Source organism: Chlorobiota bacterium (assembly GCA_016700335.1).
GTDB lineage: Bacteria > Bacteroidota > Ignavibacteria > OLB7 > OLB7.
The window spans coordinates 2,447,160-2,467,321 of record CP065014.1; the positions used below are offsets into that span (position 1 = coordinate 2,447,160).

At 28.1% G+C, this 20,162-nt stretch carries 21 protein-coding genes; 4 read left to right on the forward strand and 17 right to left on the reverse strand.

The annotated features are described in order from the left end of the window. Nucleotides 1-83: 83 nt before the first annotated feature. From nfo to acs, 3 genes are all read right to left on the reverse strand, one after another. Nucleotides 84-959: a deoxyribonuclease IV gene (nfo, locus tag IPP08_09935; protein QQS66080.1), complete on the reverse strand. Its 876-nt coding sequence runs from the start codon at nucleotides 957-959 to the stop codon at nucleotides 84-86. 19 nt (nucleotides 960-978) lie between these two features. Then, nucleotides 979-2,190, reverse strand: a complete 1,212-nt coding sequence (locus tag IPP08_09940; protein ID QQS66081.1) for a glycosyltransferase — start codon at nucleotides 2,188-2,190, stop codon at nucleotides 979-981. 146 nt (nucleotides 2,191-2,336) lie between these two features. Continuing rightward, nucleotides 2,337-4,328, reverse strand: a complete 1,992-nt coding sequence (gene acs / locus IPP08_09945; GenBank protein QQS66082.1) for an acetate--CoA ligase — start codon at nucleotides 4,326-4,328, stop codon at nucleotides 2,337-2,339. A gap of 141 nt (nucleotides 4,329-4,469) precedes the next feature. Between acs and thiD the strand changes: the two genes are divergently transcribed. Further along, nucleotides 4,470-5,276, forward strand: a complete 807-nt coding sequence (thiD, locus tag IPP08_09950) for a bifunctional hydroxymethylpyrimidine kinase/phosphomethylpyrimidine kinase (GenBank protein ID QQS66083.1) — start codon at nucleotides 4,470-4,472, stop codon at nucleotides 5,274-5,276. 36 nt (nucleotides 5,277-5,312) lie between these two features. Here thiD and IPP08_09955 read toward each other — a convergent pair whose 3' ends face one another. The 14 genes from IPP08_09955 to IPP08_10020 form a co-directional block, all read right to left on the reverse strand. Continuing rightward, nucleotides 5,313-5,750 carry a hypothetical protein gene (locus IPP08_09955; protein QQS66084.1) on the reverse strand — a complete coding sequence of 146 codons (438 nt, stop codon included), beginning with the start codon at nucleotides 5,748-5,750 and terminating at the stop codon, nucleotides 5,313-5,315. A 58-nt stretch (nucleotides 5,751-5,808) separates the two neighbouring features. Further along, nucleotides 5,809-6,864: a DNA polymerase III subunit delta gene (gene holA / locus IPP08_09960; GenBank protein QQS66085.1), complete on the reverse strand. Its 1,056-nt coding sequence runs from the start codon at nucleotides 6,862-6,864 to the stop codon at nucleotides 5,809-5,811. Between the two features lie 10 nt (nucleotides 6,865-6,874). Then, on the reverse strand, nucleotides 6,875-7,552 hold the full coding sequence (locus IPP08_09965) for an alpha/beta fold hydrolase (protein QQS66086.1): 678 nt from the start codon (nucleotides 7,550-7,552) through the stop codon (nucleotides 6,875-6,877). Between the two features lie 117 nt (nucleotides 7,553-7,669). Further along, nucleotides 7,670-8,956, reverse strand: coding sequence for a glutamate-1-semialdehyde 2,1-aminomutase (gene hemL, locus IPP08_09970; protein QQS67870.1), 1,287 nt, complete (start codon nucleotides 8,954-8,956; stop codon nucleotides 7,670-7,672). 86 nt (nucleotides 8,957-9,042) lie between these two features. Next, nucleotides 9,043-9,450, reverse strand: a complete 408-nt coding sequence (locus IPP08_09975) for a hypothetical protein (GenBank protein ID QQS66087.1) — start codon at nucleotides 9,448-9,450, stop codon at nucleotides 9,043-9,045. 86 nt (nucleotides 9,451-9,536) lie between these two features. After that, nucleotides 9,537-10,166, reverse strand: coding sequence for a 2,3-diphosphoglycerate-dependent phosphoglycerate mutase (locus IPP08_09980; protein ID QQS66088.1), 630 nt, complete (start codon nucleotides 10,164-10,166; stop codon nucleotides 9,537-9,539). Nucleotides 10,167-10,211: 45 nt separating this feature from the next. Continuing rightward, nucleotides 10,212-10,586 carry a hypothetical protein gene (locus tag IPP08_09985; protein ID QQS66089.1) on the reverse strand — a complete coding sequence of 125 codons (375 nt, stop codon included), beginning with the start codon at nucleotides 10,584-10,586 and terminating at the stop codon, nucleotides 10,212-10,214. Nucleotides 10,587-10,633: 47 nt separating this feature from the next. Next, nucleotides 10,634-10,867, reverse strand: a complete 234-nt coding sequence (locus IPP08_09990) for a NifU family protein (protein ID QQS66090.1) — start codon at nucleotides 10,865-10,867, stop codon at nucleotides 10,634-10,636. A gap of 5 nt (nucleotides 10,868-10,872) precedes the next feature. Further along, on the reverse strand, nucleotides 10,873-11,994 hold the full coding sequence (locus tag IPP08_09995; GenBank protein QQS66091.1) for an Mrp/NBP35 family ATP-binding protein: 1,122 nt from the start codon (nucleotides 11,992-11,994) through the stop codon (nucleotides 10,873-10,875). 118 nt (nucleotides 11,995-12,112) lie between these two features. Then, entirely contained in the window at nucleotides 12,113-12,541 is a 429-nt protein-coding gene (locus IPP08_10000) for a 6-carboxytetrahydropterin synthase (protein QQS66092.1), read from the reverse strand. Then, a complete protein-coding gene (gene queF, locus IPP08_10005) occupies nucleotides 12,542-12,907 on the reverse strand; it encodes an NADPH-dependent 7-cyano-7-deazaguanine reductase QueF (GenBank protein QQS66093.1) in 366 nt (121 codons plus the stop codon). Nucleotides 12,908-12,951: 44 nt separating this feature from the next. Beyond that, nucleotides 12,952-14,031, reverse strand: coding sequence for an acyltransferase family protein (locus IPP08_10010; GenBank protein ID QQS66094.1), 1,080 nt, complete (start codon nucleotides 14,029-14,031; stop codon nucleotides 12,952-12,954). Nucleotides 14,032-14,121: 90 nt separating this feature from the next. Continuing rightward, the gene (locus tag IPP08_10015) at nucleotides 14,122-14,883 is read right to left on the reverse strand and encodes an NTP transferase domain-containing protein (GenBank protein QQS67871.1); all 762 of its coding nucleotides are present in this window, start codon (nucleotides 14,881-14,883) and stop codon (nucleotides 14,122-14,124) included. Beyond that, a complete protein-coding gene (locus tag IPP08_10020; GenBank protein ID QQS66095.1) occupies nucleotides 14,873-15,268 on the reverse strand; it encodes an aspartate 1-decarboxylase in 396 nt (131 codons plus the stop codon). The genes IPP08_10015 and IPP08_10020 overlap by 11 nt, the downstream gene beginning before the upstream one ends. 338 nt (nucleotides 15,269-15,606) lie before the next feature. Between IPP08_10020 and IPP08_10025 the strand changes: the two genes are divergently transcribed. The 3 genes from IPP08_10025 (at nucleotide 15,607) to IPP08_10035 (ending at nucleotide 20,160) form a co-directional block, all read left to right on the forward strand. Then, the gene (locus IPP08_10025) at nucleotides 15,607-16,083 is read left to right on the forward strand and encodes a 2-C-methyl-D-erythritol 2,4-cyclodiphosphate synthase (GenBank protein QQS66096.1); all 477 of its coding nucleotides are present in this window, start codon (nucleotides 15,607-15,609) and stop codon (nucleotides 16,081-16,083) included. 17 nt (nucleotides 16,084-16,100) lie between these two features. Further along, nucleotides 16,101-18,275 (forward strand): ATP-binding protein, encoded by a 2,175-nt coding sequence (locus IPP08_10030; protein QQS66097.1) that lies wholly within the window; start codon nucleotides 16,101-16,103, stop codon nucleotides 18,273-18,275. 130 nt (nucleotides 18,276-18,405) lie between these two features. Then, nucleotides 18,406-20,160 (forward strand): SLBB domain-containing protein, encoded by a 1,755-nt coding sequence (locus tag IPP08_10035; protein QQS66098.1) that lies wholly within the window; start codon nucleotides 18,406-18,408, stop codon nucleotides 20,158-20,160. Nucleotides 20,161-20,162 lie beyond the last annotated feature (2 nt).

The window sequence follows — 20,162 nt, forward strand, 5'->3', positions numbered from 1 at the left end:
TTCTTATTAATTATTACTTTTTTTATATTTTATTTTACAAATCCAATATAATTGAATACTTTTTTAAGGATTAAAATGTTAATCTAATCCAGATGTAAAGCCAAACTTCTCAATAATTTTATATTATCAATATCTTCTAATAACTCTTTTTCCTTTGGTGTTTCAATAACCATTGGAACATCTATTAACCTATTGTCCTGCATAATAAACTTAAACCCATCGATACCAATATTTCCTTTACCAATATGTTCATGTCTATCTTTTCTAGATCCAAGCCCTTGTTTAGAATCATTTAAATGAATTAATTTTAGATTGTTTAACCCAATAATTTTATCAAATTCTTCAATCGTTTTCTCATAAGATAGTTTAGTTCTAATATCATATCCAGCAGCAAAGATGTGACAAGTGTCTATACAAACTCCAACTCTATTTTTATCTTCAATCAAATTAATAATTTCTGCAACCTCTTCAAATTTTGATCCTAAGGTGGTACCTTGTCCAGCAGTTAATTCTATTACAGAAATTGTTCTCTGATTTTTAGTTTTATCATGAATAATGTTAATATTTTCAGCTACTAAAGAAATTGATTCTGCTAAAGACCTTGTTACAGCGGCACCTGGGTGAAAATTTAACAATCTGATGCCAAGCATTTCTGCTCTTAAATGTTCATCTAAAAATGCTTCTTTCGATTTCTCTAAAGTAGAATCATCAGGTGAACATAAATTAATGAGATAAGAATCGTGAATTGCAATTTCTCTAATAGGAGATTTAGATAATGCTTCATTCCACAAATCTATCATTTCATGTGTTATTACCTTACCTTGCCATTGATTATTATTCTTTGAAAATATTTGCAATGCAGTTCCATTAAAAATCCTTGAATTTTCAATTGCTAAATGCAACCCTCCAGCTATTGAAGTATGCGCACCTAAAGCTTGAACTCTATTTTTTATTGTCATATTTTCTAAATCAATGGATTCAATTTTTGACGTTTTTATTAAAATTTAAAACTGCATTTGTGAGCAATTCCTCAAATACCTTGATAGTACTTTTATCTGAATAATTCTTATGAACAAATTCATTTGAATTTATTGATAGTATATTCTGTAATTCCTTACTTTTTAATAACTGGATAGTAGATTTTGCAAATTCGATTTCAGTATTTCCTAATAAATAATGTTCATTAGGAGCTGCAAAATTACCTTCAGCACCAATCGAAGTGCTTACAAACGGCATACCTGCTGACATCATTTCAAGTATTTTTATTCTCATTCCTCCACCTAATCTAAGTGGAACTATACCAACAGAAATTGTAGAATACAATTCTTTAATATTCGAATTTTTACCAAGCATCACAAAGTTTTTATTAGGCAAAGGTAATTCATCCAATGGAGGATTATCACCAACCAAATAGAAAATTGTATCAGGGCTATCTTTTAAAATTAAGGGTAATATCTTGTTCACAAACCAAACAACAGAATCTTTATTTGGAGCCCAATTCATATCACTCCCAATCATTAATAATGTATTTTGTTTTCTATTCTCAATACTTGAATAAGGGAAATCATTTAAATCAATAGATGCCGTTACCGTATTAACAACAGCATTGGGAACATAATTTTGCAATGTAATCTTATCCCTTTCTGTTATAGTTGCAGAAGCATCTGCAAGTGTAGCTTGTTCGATTTCAAACCTTTTCCATTTTTTTGATTGTTGAATTAAATAATTTTTAAATAGTATATTTTTTTCATTCTTTGCTACCCTTTCATATATTTCGTGTTCCATGTTATGAAACCTTAATACAAATGGAATATTATATTTTTTTTTGACATAAGATCCATATTGAGCTACATGTGATTGATCTGAATATACAGCAGAATAATTATTTTTTTTTACAAGTGAGTCTATTAAAGTATAAGCTGATTTGTGATTTTTTTTAATTTGTGTGTATGGATTTTTACTAAATAAAGTTAACAAAGCTCCAATATCTCTTGAAATAGGTTTTTCTAATACTTTATATATTTTGCAATATGAATCCATATATTTTACATCAATATCAATTTCATCAATTGCAACAATATCAACTGTATGACCAAGTTCAGACAAACCTTTAATAATTCTGTACATGCAAATTTTTGCACCATCAGTTAAAGGATAAGGGAGTCTTGAAGTTATTCCAAGTAAGTGCATTTATAAAAATTAAATATGATTTTTTTTTTTAGATTTAAATTATTTCTAAATAAATTCTTTAAATGTAAATTAGATTTTTTTTGAAATAAAAATTAATATTGGTAGAAACTATAAAGGTACTTATTTAATGTTGATCCAATTGTAAATTAGTCTTCATCATCTCTAAGTTTTTCCAACGAAGAATAATCTTCAAGTGTAGTTGTATCTCCAATAATATGACCATTAGTTGCAATTTCTCTTAAAAGCCTTCTCATTATTTTACCAGATCTAGTTTTTGGTAGAGAATCTGTAAATCTAATCTCATCTGGTTTTGCAATAGATCCTATTTCAGAACTAACATGATTTTTCAATATTTCTTTAAGTTCAGTAGTTGCTTTTGTTCCAACCTTAAGAGTAACAAAAGCAACAAGAGAATTACCTTTAATCTCATCGGGTTTTGCAATTACTGCACTCTCAGCAACAGACTTATGAGAAACTAAAGCAGATTCAACTTCTGCTGTACCGAGCCTATGACCTGAAACATTTACAACATCATCAACCCTACCCATGATCCAAAAGTAGCCATCTTTATCTTTTCTTGCTCCATCACCAGTAAAATACCAATCTTTGAAGTCTCCAAAATAAGTTTTTTTATATCTTTCTTTATCACCCCAAATATTCCTTAACATTGAGCTCCATGGAGATTTGATTACTAATAATCCACCTTCATCTGGTTTACAAGAACTTCCATCACGCCTTACAACATCTGCTTGTATTCCAGGTAATGGCAATGATGCAGAGCCTGGTTTCATTGGAGTTGCTCCAGGTAATGATGAAATCATTATTCCACCTGTTTCAGTCTGCCACCAAGTATCAACAATAGGACATCTTTTTTTTCCTATAACATTAAAATACCATAACCATGCTTCTGGATTTATTGGTTCTCCAACTGTACCTAATAACCTTAATGATGATAAATTATGTTTATTTGGATTTTCATCTCCTAGTCGCATAAATGATCTGATTGCAGTTGGTGCAGTATACAAAATATTGATTTTATTCCTTTCAATAATATCCCATATCCTATCAGCAGAAGGATAATTCAAAGCACCTTCATACATAAAAATTGTTGCTCCATTTAACAATGGTCCGTAAGTAACGTAGGAGTGTCCAGTTATCCAACCTATATCTGCTGTACACCAATAAATATCGTTATCAGATAAATCAAAAACATTTTTACAAGTATAATAAACCCAAGTCATGTAGCCTCCTAAAGTATGGAATATCCCTTTTGGTTTACCAGTTGATCCAGAAGTGTATAACACAAATAAAGGGTGTTCACTATCTAACCATTTAGCTTCATTTTTTTCGTTTACATTTTTCATTAAATCATCCCAATCATATTCTCTATTCTTATCCAATTTAATTTTCAAAGAATTTCTATTGAGTACTATTATACTTTGAATTTCAACTAATTCTTTAGTTGCTTTATCTACAGTTTTTCTTAAATTAACTAACTCACCTTTTCTGTATGTGCCATCAGTTGTTACAATTAACTTGGCATTAGAATCTATCATTCTTTCTTTTAGAGCTTCTGCACTAAACCCTCCAAACACTACGTTATGAATTACTCCAATTCTAGCACAAGCCAACATTGCAATCACTGCTTCTGGAACCATACCCATATAAATCCCTACTGTATCATTTTTTTTTATCCCTAATAATAATAATACATTTGCAAATTTACATACTTCAGTATGGAGCTGAGAATAAGTTAAAGTGCGGGTTCCACCAATTTCATTCTCAAATATTATTGCAGCTTTGTTTCTTCTTGATGTTGCTAAATGGACATCTAAACAATTGTAAGATAAATTAGTTTTTCCGTCTATAAACCATTTTGCAAATGGTGGTTTCCATTTTAAAACATTAGTCCAAGGTTTTTTCCAGTACAATTTATTTGCAATTTCACCCCAAAATTTATTAGGATTTTTCTTAGCCTTATGGTATATTTTTTTATATTCTTCAAAAGAGTTTAAATCACCATTTGTTTTAAATTCTACTGGCTTTGAAACTACTTCACCAACTTTCTGGACAGATAAAATTGACTCTTCATGTAATTTTGAAGTTAAATTCTTTTTCTTTTGGATAGATGATTTCATATAGTTTTATATTAGTTGAATTTCAATAATTTAAAAATTATTCTCCCAAAAATAAATAACTTAATTTCTTTATTTCCTTATATTATTTTTTAAATTATTTAATACACTATTTTCAATAAATTATAAAGTACAATTAGATATATGATAGCATTGACTATTGCAGGTTCTGATAGTGGAGCAGGTGCAGGGATACAAGCGGATTTAAAAACTTTTTCAGCCTTAAATGTTTATGGTGTTTCTGTTATAACTTCTGTTACTTCTCAAAATACTTTAAGAGTTGACGACGTTTTTGATTTGCCATTAAATGTTATTGCCTCACAATTCAAATCAATAATTGATGATTTTAAAATTGATGTAATAAAAATTGGAATGCTTTCTAGTTCTGATATTGTAAAACAAATTGTTTCTGAAATTTCTAAATTAGAATATAAAATTCCTATTGTACTTGATCCTGTATTAGTTTCTACTAGTGGTGATTCTTTAGTAAAAGATACCTCAATAATTGCTCAAAAGAATCTACTTTTTCCAATAATAACTATTTTAACACCAAATATAATTGAGGCTTCTATAATTTCTAATATGAAAATTTTAACTTTAGATGATATGAAAGAGTCTATAAAAATTATTCACAAAATAGGAGTTAAAAATGTACTTATTAAAGGAGGTCATTTAATATTTAATGGAAATTGTATTGATATATTATTTGATGGTGAAAATTATTATGAGTTTTGCTTACCACATATTGCAGCTCAAGATGTTCATGGTACTGGATGTACGCTTTCATCTGCTATTGCTGGGAATTTAGCAAAAGGATATAATTTGATAAGTTCAATAAAAAAGGCTAAAGATTATGTTCATGGAGCTATTAAACATTCCCGAATGGTTGGTAATGGTAACAATCCATTATATCATGAATGGATGAATTTTAAAAGTGATAATTTAACTTAACTTAAATTTATCTAAAAATAATTTCTTAAAGATATTTTATTGATTGATTTCTAATTCAACTCCATACCAATTTACTCCAGGTGGTTTTTCACCTATAAGCCTAGAAGAAAAGCCTAATGATTTGTAAAAAATTAGAAGTGGTTCAGATGCTCTTCCCTTCAATTTATTTAGTTTAAATTTAAAAATTATTTTGTTTATAAGTTCTTTATATACTAAATTTTTATTGCTATCATTGTTAGATCTTAAATGCAGAATTGTTCCAATCCCCAACTCATCTAATTTCAATCCAATTATTCCTAACATATTTTCATCCTCATCTAAAACTCCCATTAAGTGCATGTTTTCATCTTCATAATATCGTTGAAGAATTCTGTCTAAAACTTCTTCATTCTTTGCTGGAAGAGCTTCCATCATAGTCTCTCTAATTGTATCAGTATCATAATATGGCTTAGCATTAAAAAAAGTTAAATTCATAAAGTTGGATGTTTGTAAGTCTTCAATTTGAATGTAATATATTTTATCATTACTTACATTAAGAAATCATATAATCCTTTCCATCAATTATTGAAATTAGCATAAGTTGCATTATAGCATCAGAATCTATCGAAGTTGATTTTAGTTTGAAATCAGTTTTTTGTAATATATTAAATGTATCTTTTATTTCTGAATAACTAAACTTGTTACAAGCAGCTAAATACTCATTTATAAAAAAACTTGAAATTCCTAATGATCGTCCTAATTCCAAAGTATCTCGTGTTTTAATTTTAAGTTCAGTTAACCTCCATAGAACAGAAAAATACCTTGTTAACATAGAAATAATTAACTGCTCAGATTCTCCTAGTCTAAGCATATTTGCAAGTATAGAAGAAGAAGAGACAATTTTTCTTTCACCTATTGCTTTTTGTAATTCAAAAATATTATTTTCTTTCGAAGAGCCTACAATTTTCTCAATATCTTCAAAAGTTATTTTTTTTCTTAAACCAGTAAAAGTTAACAACTTCTCAATTTCATTATCAATAATTCTCAAAGATGTTCCTGCATAACTTATTAAAGCTTCAATTGCTTCTGGTGCTATTTCCCTACTTCTTTTTTTTACCCTTAATGAAATCCAAGAAGGTAATTCTCTTTCATATATTTTTTTAAAGTGAACAGATTGTGAACATTCTATTATTATATTAAACGGATTCCTTGCAATTGATTTTCCTTTCCCAAGAAAATCAGAATTGTTAGAAATCATTATTAAAGTTGTAAATTCTAATGGATTTTTTAAGTATTTAATTATTGAATTACTTATATCCTGTTTTGATTTAGTAGGGTAAAATTTATCAATATCTTTGATTACAACAACTCTTTTATTTGCCATAATTGGATAAGAGTTTACTCTCTCCAAAATATCGTTAATATTATTATCGTTGCTATTCAAAACATCATAATTAAATGATTTGTTAGTTTCCTCAACAGCAACACTAACAAGGCTCTCAAGACTATCTTCAATAAGCAATTCTTCTTCACCAAATAAAAAATACATTGGTGAAAGTTTGTTTTTATTAATTTGAGTTTCTAAACTATCTTGACTAATTAACGGCATTTAATTGGGGTTAAAAAAATAATTCAATTTCAGATTTTAATAACTCAAAATTAACGTTCTCAAATTGATGTGGTTGATTTTCAAAAACTTTGACCTTAGAATTAATCAAAGTATTTTGAACATATTTAGTTTCTTCAAATGTCACCATTTTATCCAGACTTCCAAGAGTTAAGAGAACATCATTTTTTATCATTTGAAAATCTTCTATTTCTAGGTGATTAGTTGCCAAACTCCACATCAATTTTTCTGTATTCAACATTACATTTTTCCAATTCTCTTTTCCGTGTACGTTCTTTAATTGCATTGAATATTCCGGAACTTTTAACTCTGTGATCTCAGGATTAAGAAATTTTGTTTGAAGAAGAACCTCTTCTTTATTCCACTTTAATTTAGTTCCATAAGTAAACAATTTGTCAATTCTTTCTGGGAAATACCTCATTAACCATAAACCAATGTAACCACCCATGCTATACCCAAAAATATTTATCTTATCTAATGAAGATTTGTCCATCCATTCTATTATTTCTAAACTGAAATTTTCAATATTGAATTCATTTTTAAAAGTATTTCCACCGTGGCCAGACAAATTGATAGAATAAGTTTCAAACTTATTATCCAAAGAATTTTCTATTTTTTCAAATTGATTTTTACTCCCTAGAGCACCATGAATAAAAAGTATAATTGACATATTAAAAATTTTAAAAACTGATTGAATATTAAAATAGATCAAACAAAAACAAATCTAATCAAACTTTAAATTTGCATTGAACATTATTAACTCAATTTGAAAAGGTTTTGAAAAACTTTACAAAGTTGCAAAAACATTTTCAGCAGCATCTAGTGTTTTTTCAATAGCAATAGTATCATGGGTACTAGAAACAAACCATGCTTCAAACTGAGAAGGGGGAAGATAAATTCCTTTACTAAGCATACCATTAAAGAACTTTGCGAACAATTTAGTATCTGAACTTGATGCAGAGTTAAAATCTACTACTTCACTTTTAGTAAAAAATAAAGTAATCATCGAGCCAGATCTATTAATACAATTATCGATGGAATATTTATTCCCAAAATATTTTAATTGACTTTCAATTTCATTTGTAATAACTTCTAATTTAGGATATGGGTTTTCATTAATCAATGTTTGCAATGTTGCAAGACCAGCAGTTACTGCTAAAGGATTCCCAGATAAAGTACCTGCTTGATAAACAGCTCCTAAAGGAGAAACTTTCTCCATTAAATAACTTTTCCCACCATATGCACCAACAGGTAAACCACCGCCAATAATTTTACCATATGTAACCATATCAGGAATAATACCATATACTTCTGATGCACCACCAAAAGCAACTCTGAAGCCTGTCATCACTTCATCAAAAATTAATACAGTCCCTTTCTCTGTACAAAGTTCTCGAAGATTTTTCAAGAATACTGGATTAGATTTAATAACTCCCATATTTCCACAAATAGGCTCAATTATTACTGCAGCTATTTTATCATCATTTAACTTGAACAAATTTTTTACAGATTCAATATCATTAAAATTGGCTACTAATGTATCTTGTGCTGTCCCTTTAGTAACTCCTGGTGAGTTTGGTTCTCCTAGAGTCATAAGTCCACTTCCAGCTTTTATTAAAAATGAATCACCATGTCCATGATAGCAACCTTCAAATTTTATAATCTTATCAAAACCAGTATATCCTCTTGCAACTATAATTGCAGACATAGTTGCTTCAGTACCACTTGAAACCATTCTAACCATTTCAAGAGTTGGGATATTTTTACAAAGGAATTCAGCAAGCTCAACTTCAGCTTCGCAAGGAGCTCCAAAACTTACAGCTTTTAGAATTTGTTTGGATAATGCTTCAATTACAATTGGATGATTATGACCTAAAATAAATGGTCCCCAAGATCCAACATAATCAATATAATTATTCCCATCAACATCTGTCAAATTTGAACCAAAAGCTGATTCAAAAAATATAGGTTTTCCACCAACAGATTTAAAAGCTCTAGCTGGTGAATTTACACCTCCAGGAATAACTTTTTTAGCTCTCTCAAATAAATTATTGCTTTTATTTATAATCATTATTATTGAGTAAAATTTACATAATGTAGGATAATTTCATACCCAACATTAAAACAAAATAACATATTTTAAACTCAAGTTACCTTTCCTTAAAACCTTTCAAATAGAGTACCTGCGGCATTGTTAGATCTTTCTAATAATAATGTTCTTGCCACTTCAGTACAAGCAAAAACTTTGGAAATATTTTCATTCGAATCTACATTTAATATTTCTAAAACCTTATTATGAGTTATATAATCTTCTAATTCAGGCATATTCTCAGATGAAATTTCTAGAAGTTCTTCAAGAGTTTGTTCTTCATCTGTTTCAATTAAATCAAGTATCAAATAAGCCCTACAATAAAACATTAAAGAAGCTCTTGATAACCTTTTAAATTCAAAAACTAATTCTTCGTTTATTGGATCTAACTCAGTTAACAATCTCCATTGTTCTTCGGCAATAATATGATATTCATCTGCTGTTGTAAGTATTTTTTTGTGAATTGGTATTTTCTCCATAAAATAGTTTTTTGTTAATTGGCAATTCCAAAAACAATAAGATTAAAATTTAAGTAATTCAAATTTTTTAGAAATAATTTCTTTTATTAAATAGATAAAATAGTTTTTGAAAGAGGTATTAAATTGCCTTCAATATTAACACCCATTTCAAAAACAATTGGAGTGCCTGTAGGAATTTCAAGATTTAAAATACTTTCATGTGTATGGTTTTCTAACCTATACATCATTGCTCTTAAAGAATTACCATGAGCAACAACTAACACATTTTTATTTTCCAAAAGTTTTGGTTCAATGTATTTTTCATAATATGGCATAACTCTGTTAATTGTCATTGCTAAGCTTTCTGCTTCTTTACCAGGAGGGGGAATATCAAAACTTCTGCGCCAAATATGAACTTGATCTGCACCATATTTTAATCTTGTTTCATCTTTATTTAAACCCTGTAAATCACCGTAATGTCTTTCATTTAAGGCAATATCTCTAAATGTTGGAAGGTTAATTATTCCAGCTTCATTTAATGCAATTTCAGCTGTGTTAATAGCTCTCTTTAAACATGAAGTAAATAATACATCGATTTTAAAATTTTTAATTTTTTTTCCAGCTAACAATGCCTCCTCTTCTCCTTTTAATGAGAGATCAACATCTACCCAACCTGTAAATCTGTTCTCTAAATTCCAACTTGATTGACCGTGACGAAGTAAAATTAAATTTGACATTATAGAATTTTTAAAGAATTTTAAATTTTAGGTAAAATAAAAAAGTTAAAATAGTTTTCTCCATTTTTTTGGAGAAAATGTGTCAATAATTACAAAACTAATTGCAGCTAAAAGCCCTGCAAACAATATATCAATTATGTTATCTGTTAAACTAGACATTGATCTTGGAAATTTTTCCCAAAACCACTTGTGAATACCTAAGTATTTACCTAACCTTAAAGATAAATCATGTGAAGATAATATTATAATTGCTAACCCTAAACCAATAAAAAGGGCATGGGTTAATTTTAGCACTTTGTATTGATCTCTTGTCTTAAGTTTTCTTTCTTCCTTTGTAACCCCAACAGCAATTGGGAAAAAATTAATATATAGAAATGAACCAAGTAAAAGTAATACAGAATATATAATTATCAAGTTCATTTTTTTAAGATAAAAATTTAAAAATAACTTTAAAAGTTTAAAATTATCTACTTCACTCTTTCAACCCTACGAATTTCAGGAACATAATAAATCAAAGTTTTTTCAACACCAGCTCTTAAAGTTAAAATTGCAAGAGCGCAATTTTCACAATTACCTATAAACCTAATTTCACAAGTTCTAGTTGATTCTTCAAAATTCACAAATTCAATATCTCCACCATCTTGTTGCAGATATGGTCTTATTATTTGGATTGCAGATAATATTTTATCTTCTATATTCAATTTAATTAATCGTCTGATCCAAGTAATATTTGAATTGGAGCTGATTGATTCATGTTCTGAATCGATATTTGTTGAGCTAAAGCCCTTGCAATTGATCTTATTACAAGCGTCTGTTCAGATTCGGGATTTCTAATAACAGCAGGAATCCCTTCATCACCACCTTCTCTTATATTTTGTACAATTGGTAACTCACCTAAAAAAGGGACTTTCATTTCTTCTGCTGTTCTTTTACCACCACCATTTGAGAATATTTCATATCTTTTTCCAGTATCGGGAGCAATAAAATAACACATATTTTCAATTATCCCTAACACTGGCACTTGCACTCTTTCAAACATTCTTAACCCTTTTCTAGCATCTGCTAAAGCAACATCCTGTGGAGTTGTAACAATTACAGCACCAGTTAAAGGTAAAGTTTGAGTAAGTGTTAATTGAATATCTCCAGTACCAGGTGGCATATCAAAAATTAAGTAATCTAAGTCTCCCCACTCAACATCACCAATAAATTGTTTTAATGCACCTGCCGCCATAGGTCCTCTCCAAATTACAGCTTGATCAGGATCTACCATAAACCCAATAGACATAATTTTAACACCATATTTTTCTAATGCTTCAAGTCTTCTTTCCCCTTTTTCATTCTGATAGATTCTTGGTTGCTCTCCATTTAATCCGAACATTATTGGTGCAGATGGACCGTATATATCTGCATCAATAAAGCCGACCTTGCTACCTTCTAAAGCAAGTGATACAGCCAGGTTAACAGCCACAGTAGATTTGCCAACCCCACCTTTACCAGAAGCAATTGCTATTGTATTCTTTACACCAGATAATATTCCACCAGATGCTTTTCTATTACTACCAATTACTTGTGCGGTCATGTTAACTTCTGCTTTTTCGAAGCCAATATTATTCAATATTGAAACTGCTTGAGCTTGCATTTGATCTTTTACTGGGCATGCAGGTGTTGTTAACTGTATTTCTACTTTAACATTTTTTCCATCAATCTTCACTTCCTTTACAAAACCTAATTCAACAATGTTTCTATGAAGATCTGGGTCTTGAATAACCGACAGTTCCTTTAGAATTTGATCTTCTGTTGCTATATTTTTATTTCCAAAAAGCCCCATTTATTTTATTTTCTAATTTAATGAACGAAATATTTGTTTATTATCCTTATTAAATTCTACACCTATTTCAATTTATTCTTATATAAATTATTAAGATTTGAAAGTTAATAATTTTTATTTATAATTCTATTCTTCTAGTTGCTGATGCTGTGGATGTTTCAAAAATTGTTACATCAATTGCATCTATATTTTTATAAGATTTAATCTCATCTTTTATACTTTCAGCAAACCATAAAGAAATATTTTCAGCAGTTGTATTAAAGTCAACTATTAACTTTTTCATGTCATGTTCTTCAAGAAAATGCAATACAGTAGCATCATCACTACTACACATAAATGCATGATCTAATGTATCAACTAATGGTTGGACTATTTGTTTTAACTCAAAATAATCTAATAAAAATCCATTAAGATCTAGTTCACCTTCAAGGGATACAATCATTCTATATGAATGACCATGTAAGTTTTTACATAATCCATTATGAAATGGTAATCGATGACCCATTTCCCATCGAAATTCTTTTGTTATAATCGCTTTATTTTTCATCTATTTATTCTTTGATAATTTTCCTTTAGAATTAAATTTATGTTCAATAATTATATCTGAATTCAAACCACCTCTAGTTGTAAACTCACCAGTAACTTTAATATATCTTGGTTTTAATAAATCTATCATATCATCAGCAATTTGATTTGTTGCAGCTTCATAAAAGATACCTTTATTTCTGAACTCTAGGAAATAATACTTAAGAGATTTTAATTCAACACAATTTTTATCGGGAATATATTCAATTGTAATTGTACCAAAGTCTGGCAAACCAGTCATTGGGCATACAGATGTAAATTCAGGATTTGAATGTATAATAGTGTAATCTCGTTTGGGATTTGGATTTGGAAATAATTCTAATTTCATTTAAATTTATTATTAATTTATATCATAAAATATTTTTACAATTTCTAAACAATTCTTCTAATGTAAGGGATTTTTTTCAATGTATTTACTAAAACTAAAGCTATTATTAAAGTAAATGTAACTAATAATGGAACAGCTATTATTGAATCCAATTTTACATTTAAAAAATTGTCATTATACATTTTAATTCCTAAGTAACCATGTTTTAGATATTCTAAAATAAAGAGATGTGAAAGATAAATACCATAACTATTTTTTGAAATAATAAGTATTAGCTTGTTAATATAAATATTATTTATGTTGTTAAATTTTTGAGTTGTTTTAATATATTCATAAAACCCAACAGATATTAAAATACAAGTTGGTGTTAAGTAAATAAAAAAATTCTCGTATAATTTGTAATCTATATTTGAATAATACCAAGTTCCAAAAAATGTGATTAAAATTGATACAAAAGAAAATACATAAATTACTTTTTTAAATGGAAGTTCGTATCTAGATAAATAATAACCTGTAACAAACAATCCAATATATCCTAACCAACCAATATATTTTATTAAGAAAAAAGTAGGGTAATAAGTTGAAACAATAGTTACAAAAAACCATAAAACTAAGAAATACTCAATTTCATTTTTTGTTGCATATTTAATAAAGACCTTGAATGTTGGTGTTAAAAAGTACAATCCAATAATCATTGGTACAAACCACAAATGATGAAAAGTCTCTCCAAATAAAAATGATTTGATGATATCTACAATAGGTAAAGGCTTTCCTTGAGCTATTAAGGTTCCATGACTGTATAAAGCATAAACTGCTGACCAAAATAAAAAGGGGATGAATATTTTAGAAAATCTTTTCTTAAAAAATAGGGTTACAGACTCATCTTTATCTGGGTTTAATAACATTGAACCACTAATCATTACAAATACTGGAACTGCCCACCTTGTTACAGAATTAAAGAAATTGCAGGATAACCAGTTAAATAGTAGATTGGAATTGATAAATGTTTCTCCTTTTGAGATATTGTACAATACGTCACCGCTTGCATGTACGAAAATAACAGCTATAGTACCCAAAGCCCGTAATAAATCTGAGAATTCCGAACGTTTTGGTTTTAAGTCCACTATACTAATTATTTAAATTAATTATTGTAAGCTACAAAATAAAAAAGTAATTATAAATAATAGTAGAATGAAATTCTATTGGAAATGTACTTATATTATACTCATAAATTTCTCTACTTCTGCTAAATGTTCAGGAGTATTAACACCTTGAACCTCATTAAAATTATTTGATAAAAAAGCTGTAATCTTTTTACCTTTTTCAACTAGTTTTCCAATTACATCAGTTAAATAATATTCACCTTGAGAGTTGTCATTTGTAATTTTTGAAAGTGATTCTTTTAATTCTTTACATTTAAATACATAGATACCAGAATTGATTTCTTTAACTAATAACTCAGTCTGATTTGCATCTTTTTGTTCAACAATTTTTTCAACAACATTATTCTGATTTCTTATTACTCTACCATATCCAGTTGGGTTTTCTGCAATTACTGTTAATATTGTTGCCGATGAATTAGTAATTGAATGTTCTTGAAAGAGTAGTTTTATTGTTTCTGATGAAAGTAAAGGTACATCACCAGAGAGAATTAAAACATCGCCATTAAAATTTTCTAAATTTGGAATTGCTTGAATAACTGCATGACCAGTACCTAATTGTTGTAATTGTTCAGCAAATTCAACTTTGTCCTCAAATACATTTTTAAGATAATCTTTAACATCTTCTTTATTATGACCCACAATAACTATAACTTTATTAGCACCACTATTCATTGCTTGGTTTACCACATGGTGAATCATTGGTAAGCCACCAACTTCAAACATAACTTTCGCTTTTTCTGAGTTTCTCATTCTTGTCCCTTTTCCAGCTGCCATTAAAATTGCAGCTAAATCATTATTCTGTTTATCCAACATATTCATATTTACGTCCTGAGAGTTGTTCATTTGAAATTGAAGAGATTTTATTTTGTTTATTCACATGAACAATAGTTGGTTTGTGAGTTTTTGCTTCTTCATTTGACATACTAGAATATGTCATAATTATAATTTCATCTCCAGTAGCTCCTTTCCTTGCTGCAGCCCCGTTCAAACAAACAACCCCAGATCCTCTTTTACCAGAAATAACATAAGTTTCAAAACGCTCTCCATTATTTACGTTTACAACTGAAACTTTTTCATATTCAATAATATCTGCAGCTTCCATAAGTTCCATATCGATTGTTAAACTCCCCTCATAATACAAGTCAGCTTCTGTAATTGTTGCTCTATGTATTTTTGATTTAAAAAGAAATCTTGTCATTATATAAAATAATTTAATTTAGATTCAAATTTCGGAAATAAGTGACGATAATATAGAAAAAAAGTTTTAAAGTAATTTTTTATTGTAACTCAGTTTTGGTACTAATTAATTTTCAGTATTACATTTTTTATTTTATTCACAAAGAATTACATTCTCATCTTTTTCTTTACTATCATTTAAGGGTGTAAGTTAATTATCTTTGTAGAACAACGAATTTGCTTTTTTAATCCACAATTAATATTTTATATTGATCTCAAATGATAGATTTAAATAAATCAAATTCAAAAAAATCAAATAAATTTTTCAAACTATTTTTTAAACAAAATCCACTTTAAACATTGTTAGTAGGAATTGGTTACGATATACATCGCCTTGAAAAGGGCTTACCGATGAGATTAGGTGGAATAGATATTCCAGAATCTGAGTACGGACCTGTAGCACATTCTGATGGAGATGTTTTACTACATGCAATTTGTGATGCACTTTTAGGTGCAGCAGGGTTAGGAGATATTGGTAAACATTTTCCAGATACAGATTCTGCTTTTAAAAATATTAAATCAATTGAATTATTAAATAGAGTAAATAATCTTTTATTGGAAAACAATTTGAAAGTTTACAATGTTGACACTATGCTAATTCTTGAAACTCCTAAAATATCTAAGTACAAAGATTCTATGTGTAAGGCGATCGCTGAAGTATTAAGATTAAATGAAAATAGAGTTTCAGTAAAAGCAACTACGAATGAAACTCTAGATTCAATTGGAAGCAAATTAGCCATTGCTGCTCATGCTATTGCTTCTTTAACCGAATTGTAATTGAAATGTATAACCAAATGAGAAAAATATTGGATTCTCAAATAAAATGCATTTTAATATTTACTTTTATTATTTTCAATTTCTTTTCTGTTAATTCACTTTTAAGTCAAATTTTTCCTAATGAAAAATTGATTCCAAATGGTGACAAATATATTGGTCTTTTTTCTCAATCAAGTTTTTCTCAAATTAGAGTTTATGATAAAAATTTTAAATTTTTAAATTCAGTTCAATATCAAAAACTTTTTCCTTTAGTTTACTCAAAGGATATTATTTTATCTGATATTGGAGGGAAATGTCAAATTTTTAAGATTCAAATCAAACCAGAAATTAGTATTAAACCTATAAAACATTTAGAAATAAATGTTTGTAATAATATATTAGATTATAATTCTGGCTTAATAACCATTTGTGGCGATTCTGGTATATTTTGTTTTGACACATCTGGTAATGAAGTTTGGAGTAACAAGTTTTTTTTAAACGAGGCTATTTTTAGCCTGAAAGAAAAATGTATTTACTCAATATCAAATTTAAAAAATAGTATATTAATTAAGAAACTTAGTTCTGTGGATGGAAAGTTATTAGATGAATCTGAATTAGTTGGTTCAAGACATGCCAAACTCATTCCAGATTTTAACAGTGATAAAATAATTGTAGTAACTAAATACCCAAATACAATTAATATTTTAGATTCAAAAAAATTAGTTCTGACTGATAATATTAAAATTGATTTTGATTACATTTCAACATTTTTACTAAACATTAAAGAAAAACTTGTTCCAAGTTTTTTAAGTTCATCTTACCCAAAACCATTAATCAAATTTATTGAAGATAATTCAATTAGAAATTTAGATTTTGATTATGTTTTGCAAGGAACAGTGACATCTGGTTCAACTAATAATAATTATTTAACATTATCAACTTCAGATTCTACTTTAGTTTATAATACTAACTTAGATTTATTAGGCGAGTACAATTTAATACTTTCAGATAATTGTGAATTCTATGAAATTGATTCAAATAGAATAATTCTAGCTTCTAATAAAGGCTCTATAGTTTTTAGTTCAATTTTTAAACCACAAAATTGGTTTTCAAAATATTGGAGGAAGATTATTAGTTATTCATTATTGATTGTTTTGTTTTTTGTTTTATTGTCTGGTTATATTCAATTTAGAAAGATTAAAATTATATATGAAAACCTAGTAAATGTACCAGAATCAGGTGGGATTCTCATATTGTCGAAATCACAAAAACTTAAAAGTATTAATTCATCTGGTTTAAAACGTTTGATGTTGTCAGAAAATACACCATTAAATAAACACGTTTATACATATTTTTCAAACTCAGATTTATCAATTATTAATAAGTCATTGAAATCATTATTCTTAGAGGGTATTCCATTTGAATCAAAGGTTATTCTAGCTAAAAACACAGATACTCAAACACTTGTATTTAGAGGTAGGAATATAATAAATAAGTTAGGGTTTTCAATTGGGTATGTTGTAATTGTTGAAGATATTTCTAAAACTATAGAAAATGAAAGATTAATAAATTGGGTAAGTGTTGCTCATCATATTGCTCATGGAATGAAAACACCATTAGGTGCAATAAAAAACAGTGCTGAAACATTATTGAAACTTCAGAATTCTAATTCAAATTTTAATTCACCAATTCAAAGAATTATAACTCAATCTGAAAAGTTGAAATCTATTGTTTATGATTTGATTTCAGTTGCAAAAACTGATGAGTTAAAACTAAATGTAGCTAATTTGAAATTGCTATTTGCTTCAATTGTTAGTGAGTATGATGAAATTTTAAATGATAATATTAATATTCAATTAACTTATCCAGATTATGATTTATATTTCAATTTAGATGTTGAACAATTTTCAATTGCTATTAATAATTTAATTGATAATTGTATTCAAGCTATTGGTGAAAGGCAAAGTGGGAAAATCAACATTCAATTAAGTAAATATGAATCAGTATTAAACATAGTTATTGAAGATAATGGCAAGGGAATGAATGATTTTACATTAAAAAATATATTCCAACCATTTTATACTGAACGAGAAGGAGGTTCAGGAATTGGTATGGTTATAGTGAAAAGAGTTGTTGAAAGCCATAAAGGTACTATTGAGGTTCAAAGCAAATTAGGGTTTGGCTCAAAGTTTATCATAAATTTATTTGAATAGATTGTTTAATATTTGTTTCTTTAGTTTTTTCCATAACATATTATTTTAATTATTTTTAAGAATAAAAATTTTCAATAATATTTTTAATAGAACAGTGATTTTGTAATTATAATTTTAACTCATTATTTTTTTGATAAATTATTTTTCTAAATATAGTTTACTTTTTATATTAGTATTAAATATTGGTTTAGCTCAGGATTCAGGAGTTAAGCAATTAGGTGGTGCAAGTAATGAAAGTATTTTCACCTCAAGCAAGTCTCAAACTTCTAATCCATTTAAAGATATTTCCTCATCACTTATCAACCCAATTGAGCGTGTTATTGATCCAGAAGAATATATGCTCGGTCCAAATGACCAACTAATTCTTTCAATTCCAGTTTTGGATGATGCAAATGTTCCTCTTATAGTTTCATCAGATAACTCAATTGTATTACCAAGAGGTTTTGGTATTATCTCATTAAAAGGAAAGTCGTTAAAAGCATTAAGAAAAACTGTAGATTCCTTATTTGTTCTTAGATCAAAAGCTTATTCAAATATTTCAGTTTCGTTACTAAAACCAAGATCTATTTATGTAACTGTAACTGGGTTTGTTAGGAATCCTGGAAGATTTGTAATGACCGCAACAGATAGAGTTACTACTGCAATAGCTTTTGCTAACCAAATACAAAAAGAGGACAAAGCGAAATCTATTCCAATTATTGAACAAGATAAATATTCATTGCAAGATAAATATGAAACTAATCAAAACTTAGATTTTTATATAAATGAAATTGCACCAAGAAAAATTATTATAAGAAGAAATGATGGTACTATTGAAACTGCTGATTTAGCTAAATATAAAGCTTATGGGAACACAATAAATAATCCTTTATTAAGAGAAGGAGATGAAATTATAATAGCTAAAGTTGATCAATCAAAACCAGTTATTTCTATATCTGGTGCAGTGAATAACAACGTTTTAATTCCTTACTCAAAAGGTGACAATGCTGATTTGATGTTACGATTATCTGGCGGATTTCGAGATGATGCAGACTTATCTAAAAGTACAATTTCTAAAGTATCTGAAATAGGAATTTCATCAAATCATATTGATCTAAATTATCAAGATTCGAATTATACAATTATACCACTTACTGGAGGTGAACAAATAGTAGTTCCTTCAACTCTGAATTCTAATTCAAAAAATACTGGTGTTGTAAATATTTATGGTGAAGTAAATAAGCCTTCAACTTATTCCATTATAGATAAAGGAACAAAATTATCACAGTTAATTAAAGAAGCAGAAGGTTTTACATTATCGGCATCTTTAGAAGGATCTTACATTATAAGAGAAAAAAACAAATTTGGGTTTGATGCTGATAGAACAAGTGATTCAAAGGTTTCTGAACTTTCAAATAGTAATTTAAAATTTGAAGATTCTACTAGGTTCAAATATGATCGTAAATTACAACGTAATAGAGTTTCTGTAGATTTTATAGATTTATTTATAAATAATAATTTAAATAAAGATGTAATTTTATTTAGTGGTGATGAGATATTTATCCCTGCTAACCCCAAAAATGTTTATGTTAGAGGTCGGGTTATTAGGCCAGGATGGGTACAGTTCAAGGAAGGAGCTGACTACCAATACTATATAAATGCAGCAGGAGGACTTACAGTTGCTTCTGAAATTGGTAGGACTATAATTCAAAAATATGGTACTGGAGCTTGGGAAAGTTTTGAGAAATCTAAAATTAATCCAGGTGATGAAGTTTATGTTCCAGGTGAATCTGATATACCTGCTAGAACTGCTTTTGAACAAATTAGTACAACTGTTGGCTTCATTAGTGGTATTGCTGGAATTATTGGTTCAATTGTAAATATTTATATTGCACTTAAAAAATAAGA

Excerpts from the sequence above, each read along its gene's own strand:
- IPP08_09940 (QQS66081.1), bottom strand. The coding sequence starts at position 2,190 with ATGCACTTACTTGGAATAACTTCAAGACTCCCTTATCCTTTAACTGAT.
- IPP08_09965 (QQS66086.1), bottom strand. The coding sequence starts at position 7,552 with ATGTCAATTATACTTTTTATTCATGGTGCTCTAGGGAGTAAAAATCAA.
- holA (QQS66085.1), bottom strand. The coding sequence starts at position 6,864 with ATGCCGTTAATTAGTCAAGATAGTTTAGAAACTCAAATTAATAAAAAC.
- IPP08_09995 (QQS66091.1), bottom strand. The coding sequence starts at position 11,994 with ATGGGGCTTTTTGGAAATAAAAATATAGCAACAGAAGATCAAATTCTA.
- queF (QQS66093.1), bottom strand. The coding sequence starts at position 12,907 with ATGAAATTAGAATTATTTCCAAATCCAAATCCCAAACGAGATTACACT.
- IPP08_10015 (QQS67871.1), bottom strand. The coding sequence starts at position 14,883 with ATGTTGGATAAACAGAATAATGATTTAGCTGCAATTTTAATGGCAGCT.
- thiD (QQS66083.1), top strand. The coding sequence starts at position 4,470 with ATGATAGCATTGACTATTGCAGGTTCTGATAGTGGAGCAGGTGCAGGG.
- IPP08_10000 (QQS66092.1), bottom strand. The coding sequence starts at position 12,541 with ATGAAAAATAAAGCGATTATAACAAAAGAATTTCGATGGGAAATGGGT.
- IPP08_10030 (QQS66097.1), top strand. The coding sequence starts at position 16,101 with ATGAGAAAAATATTGGATTCTCAAATAAAATGCATTTTAATATTTACT.
- IPP08_09955 (QQS66084.1), bottom strand. The coding sequence starts at position 5,750 with ATGAATTTAACTTTTTTTAATGCTAAGCCATATTATGATACTGATACA.
- IPP08_09985 (QQS66089.1), bottom strand. The coding sequence starts at position 10,586 with ATGAACTTGATAATTATATATTCTGTATTACTTTTACTTGGTTCATTT.
- IPP08_10020 (QQS66095.1), bottom strand. The coding sequence starts at position 15,268 with ATGACAAGATTTCTTTTTAAATCAAAAATACATAGAGCAACAATTACA.
- IPP08_09980 (QQS66088.1), bottom strand. The coding sequence starts at position 10,166 with ATGTCAAATTTAATTTTACTTCGTCACGGTCAATCAAGTTGGAATTTA.
- IPP08_09975 (QQS66087.1), bottom strand. The coding sequence starts at position 9,450 with ATGGAGAAAATACCAATTCACAAAAAAATACTTACAACAGCAGATGAA.
- nfo (QQS66080.1), bottom strand. The coding sequence starts at position 959 with ATGACAATAAAAAATAGAGTTCAAGCTTTAGGTGCGCATACTTCAATA.
- acs (QQS66082.1), bottom strand. The coding sequence starts at position 4,328 with ATGAAATCATCTATCCAAAAGAAAAAGAATTTAACTTCAAAATTACAT.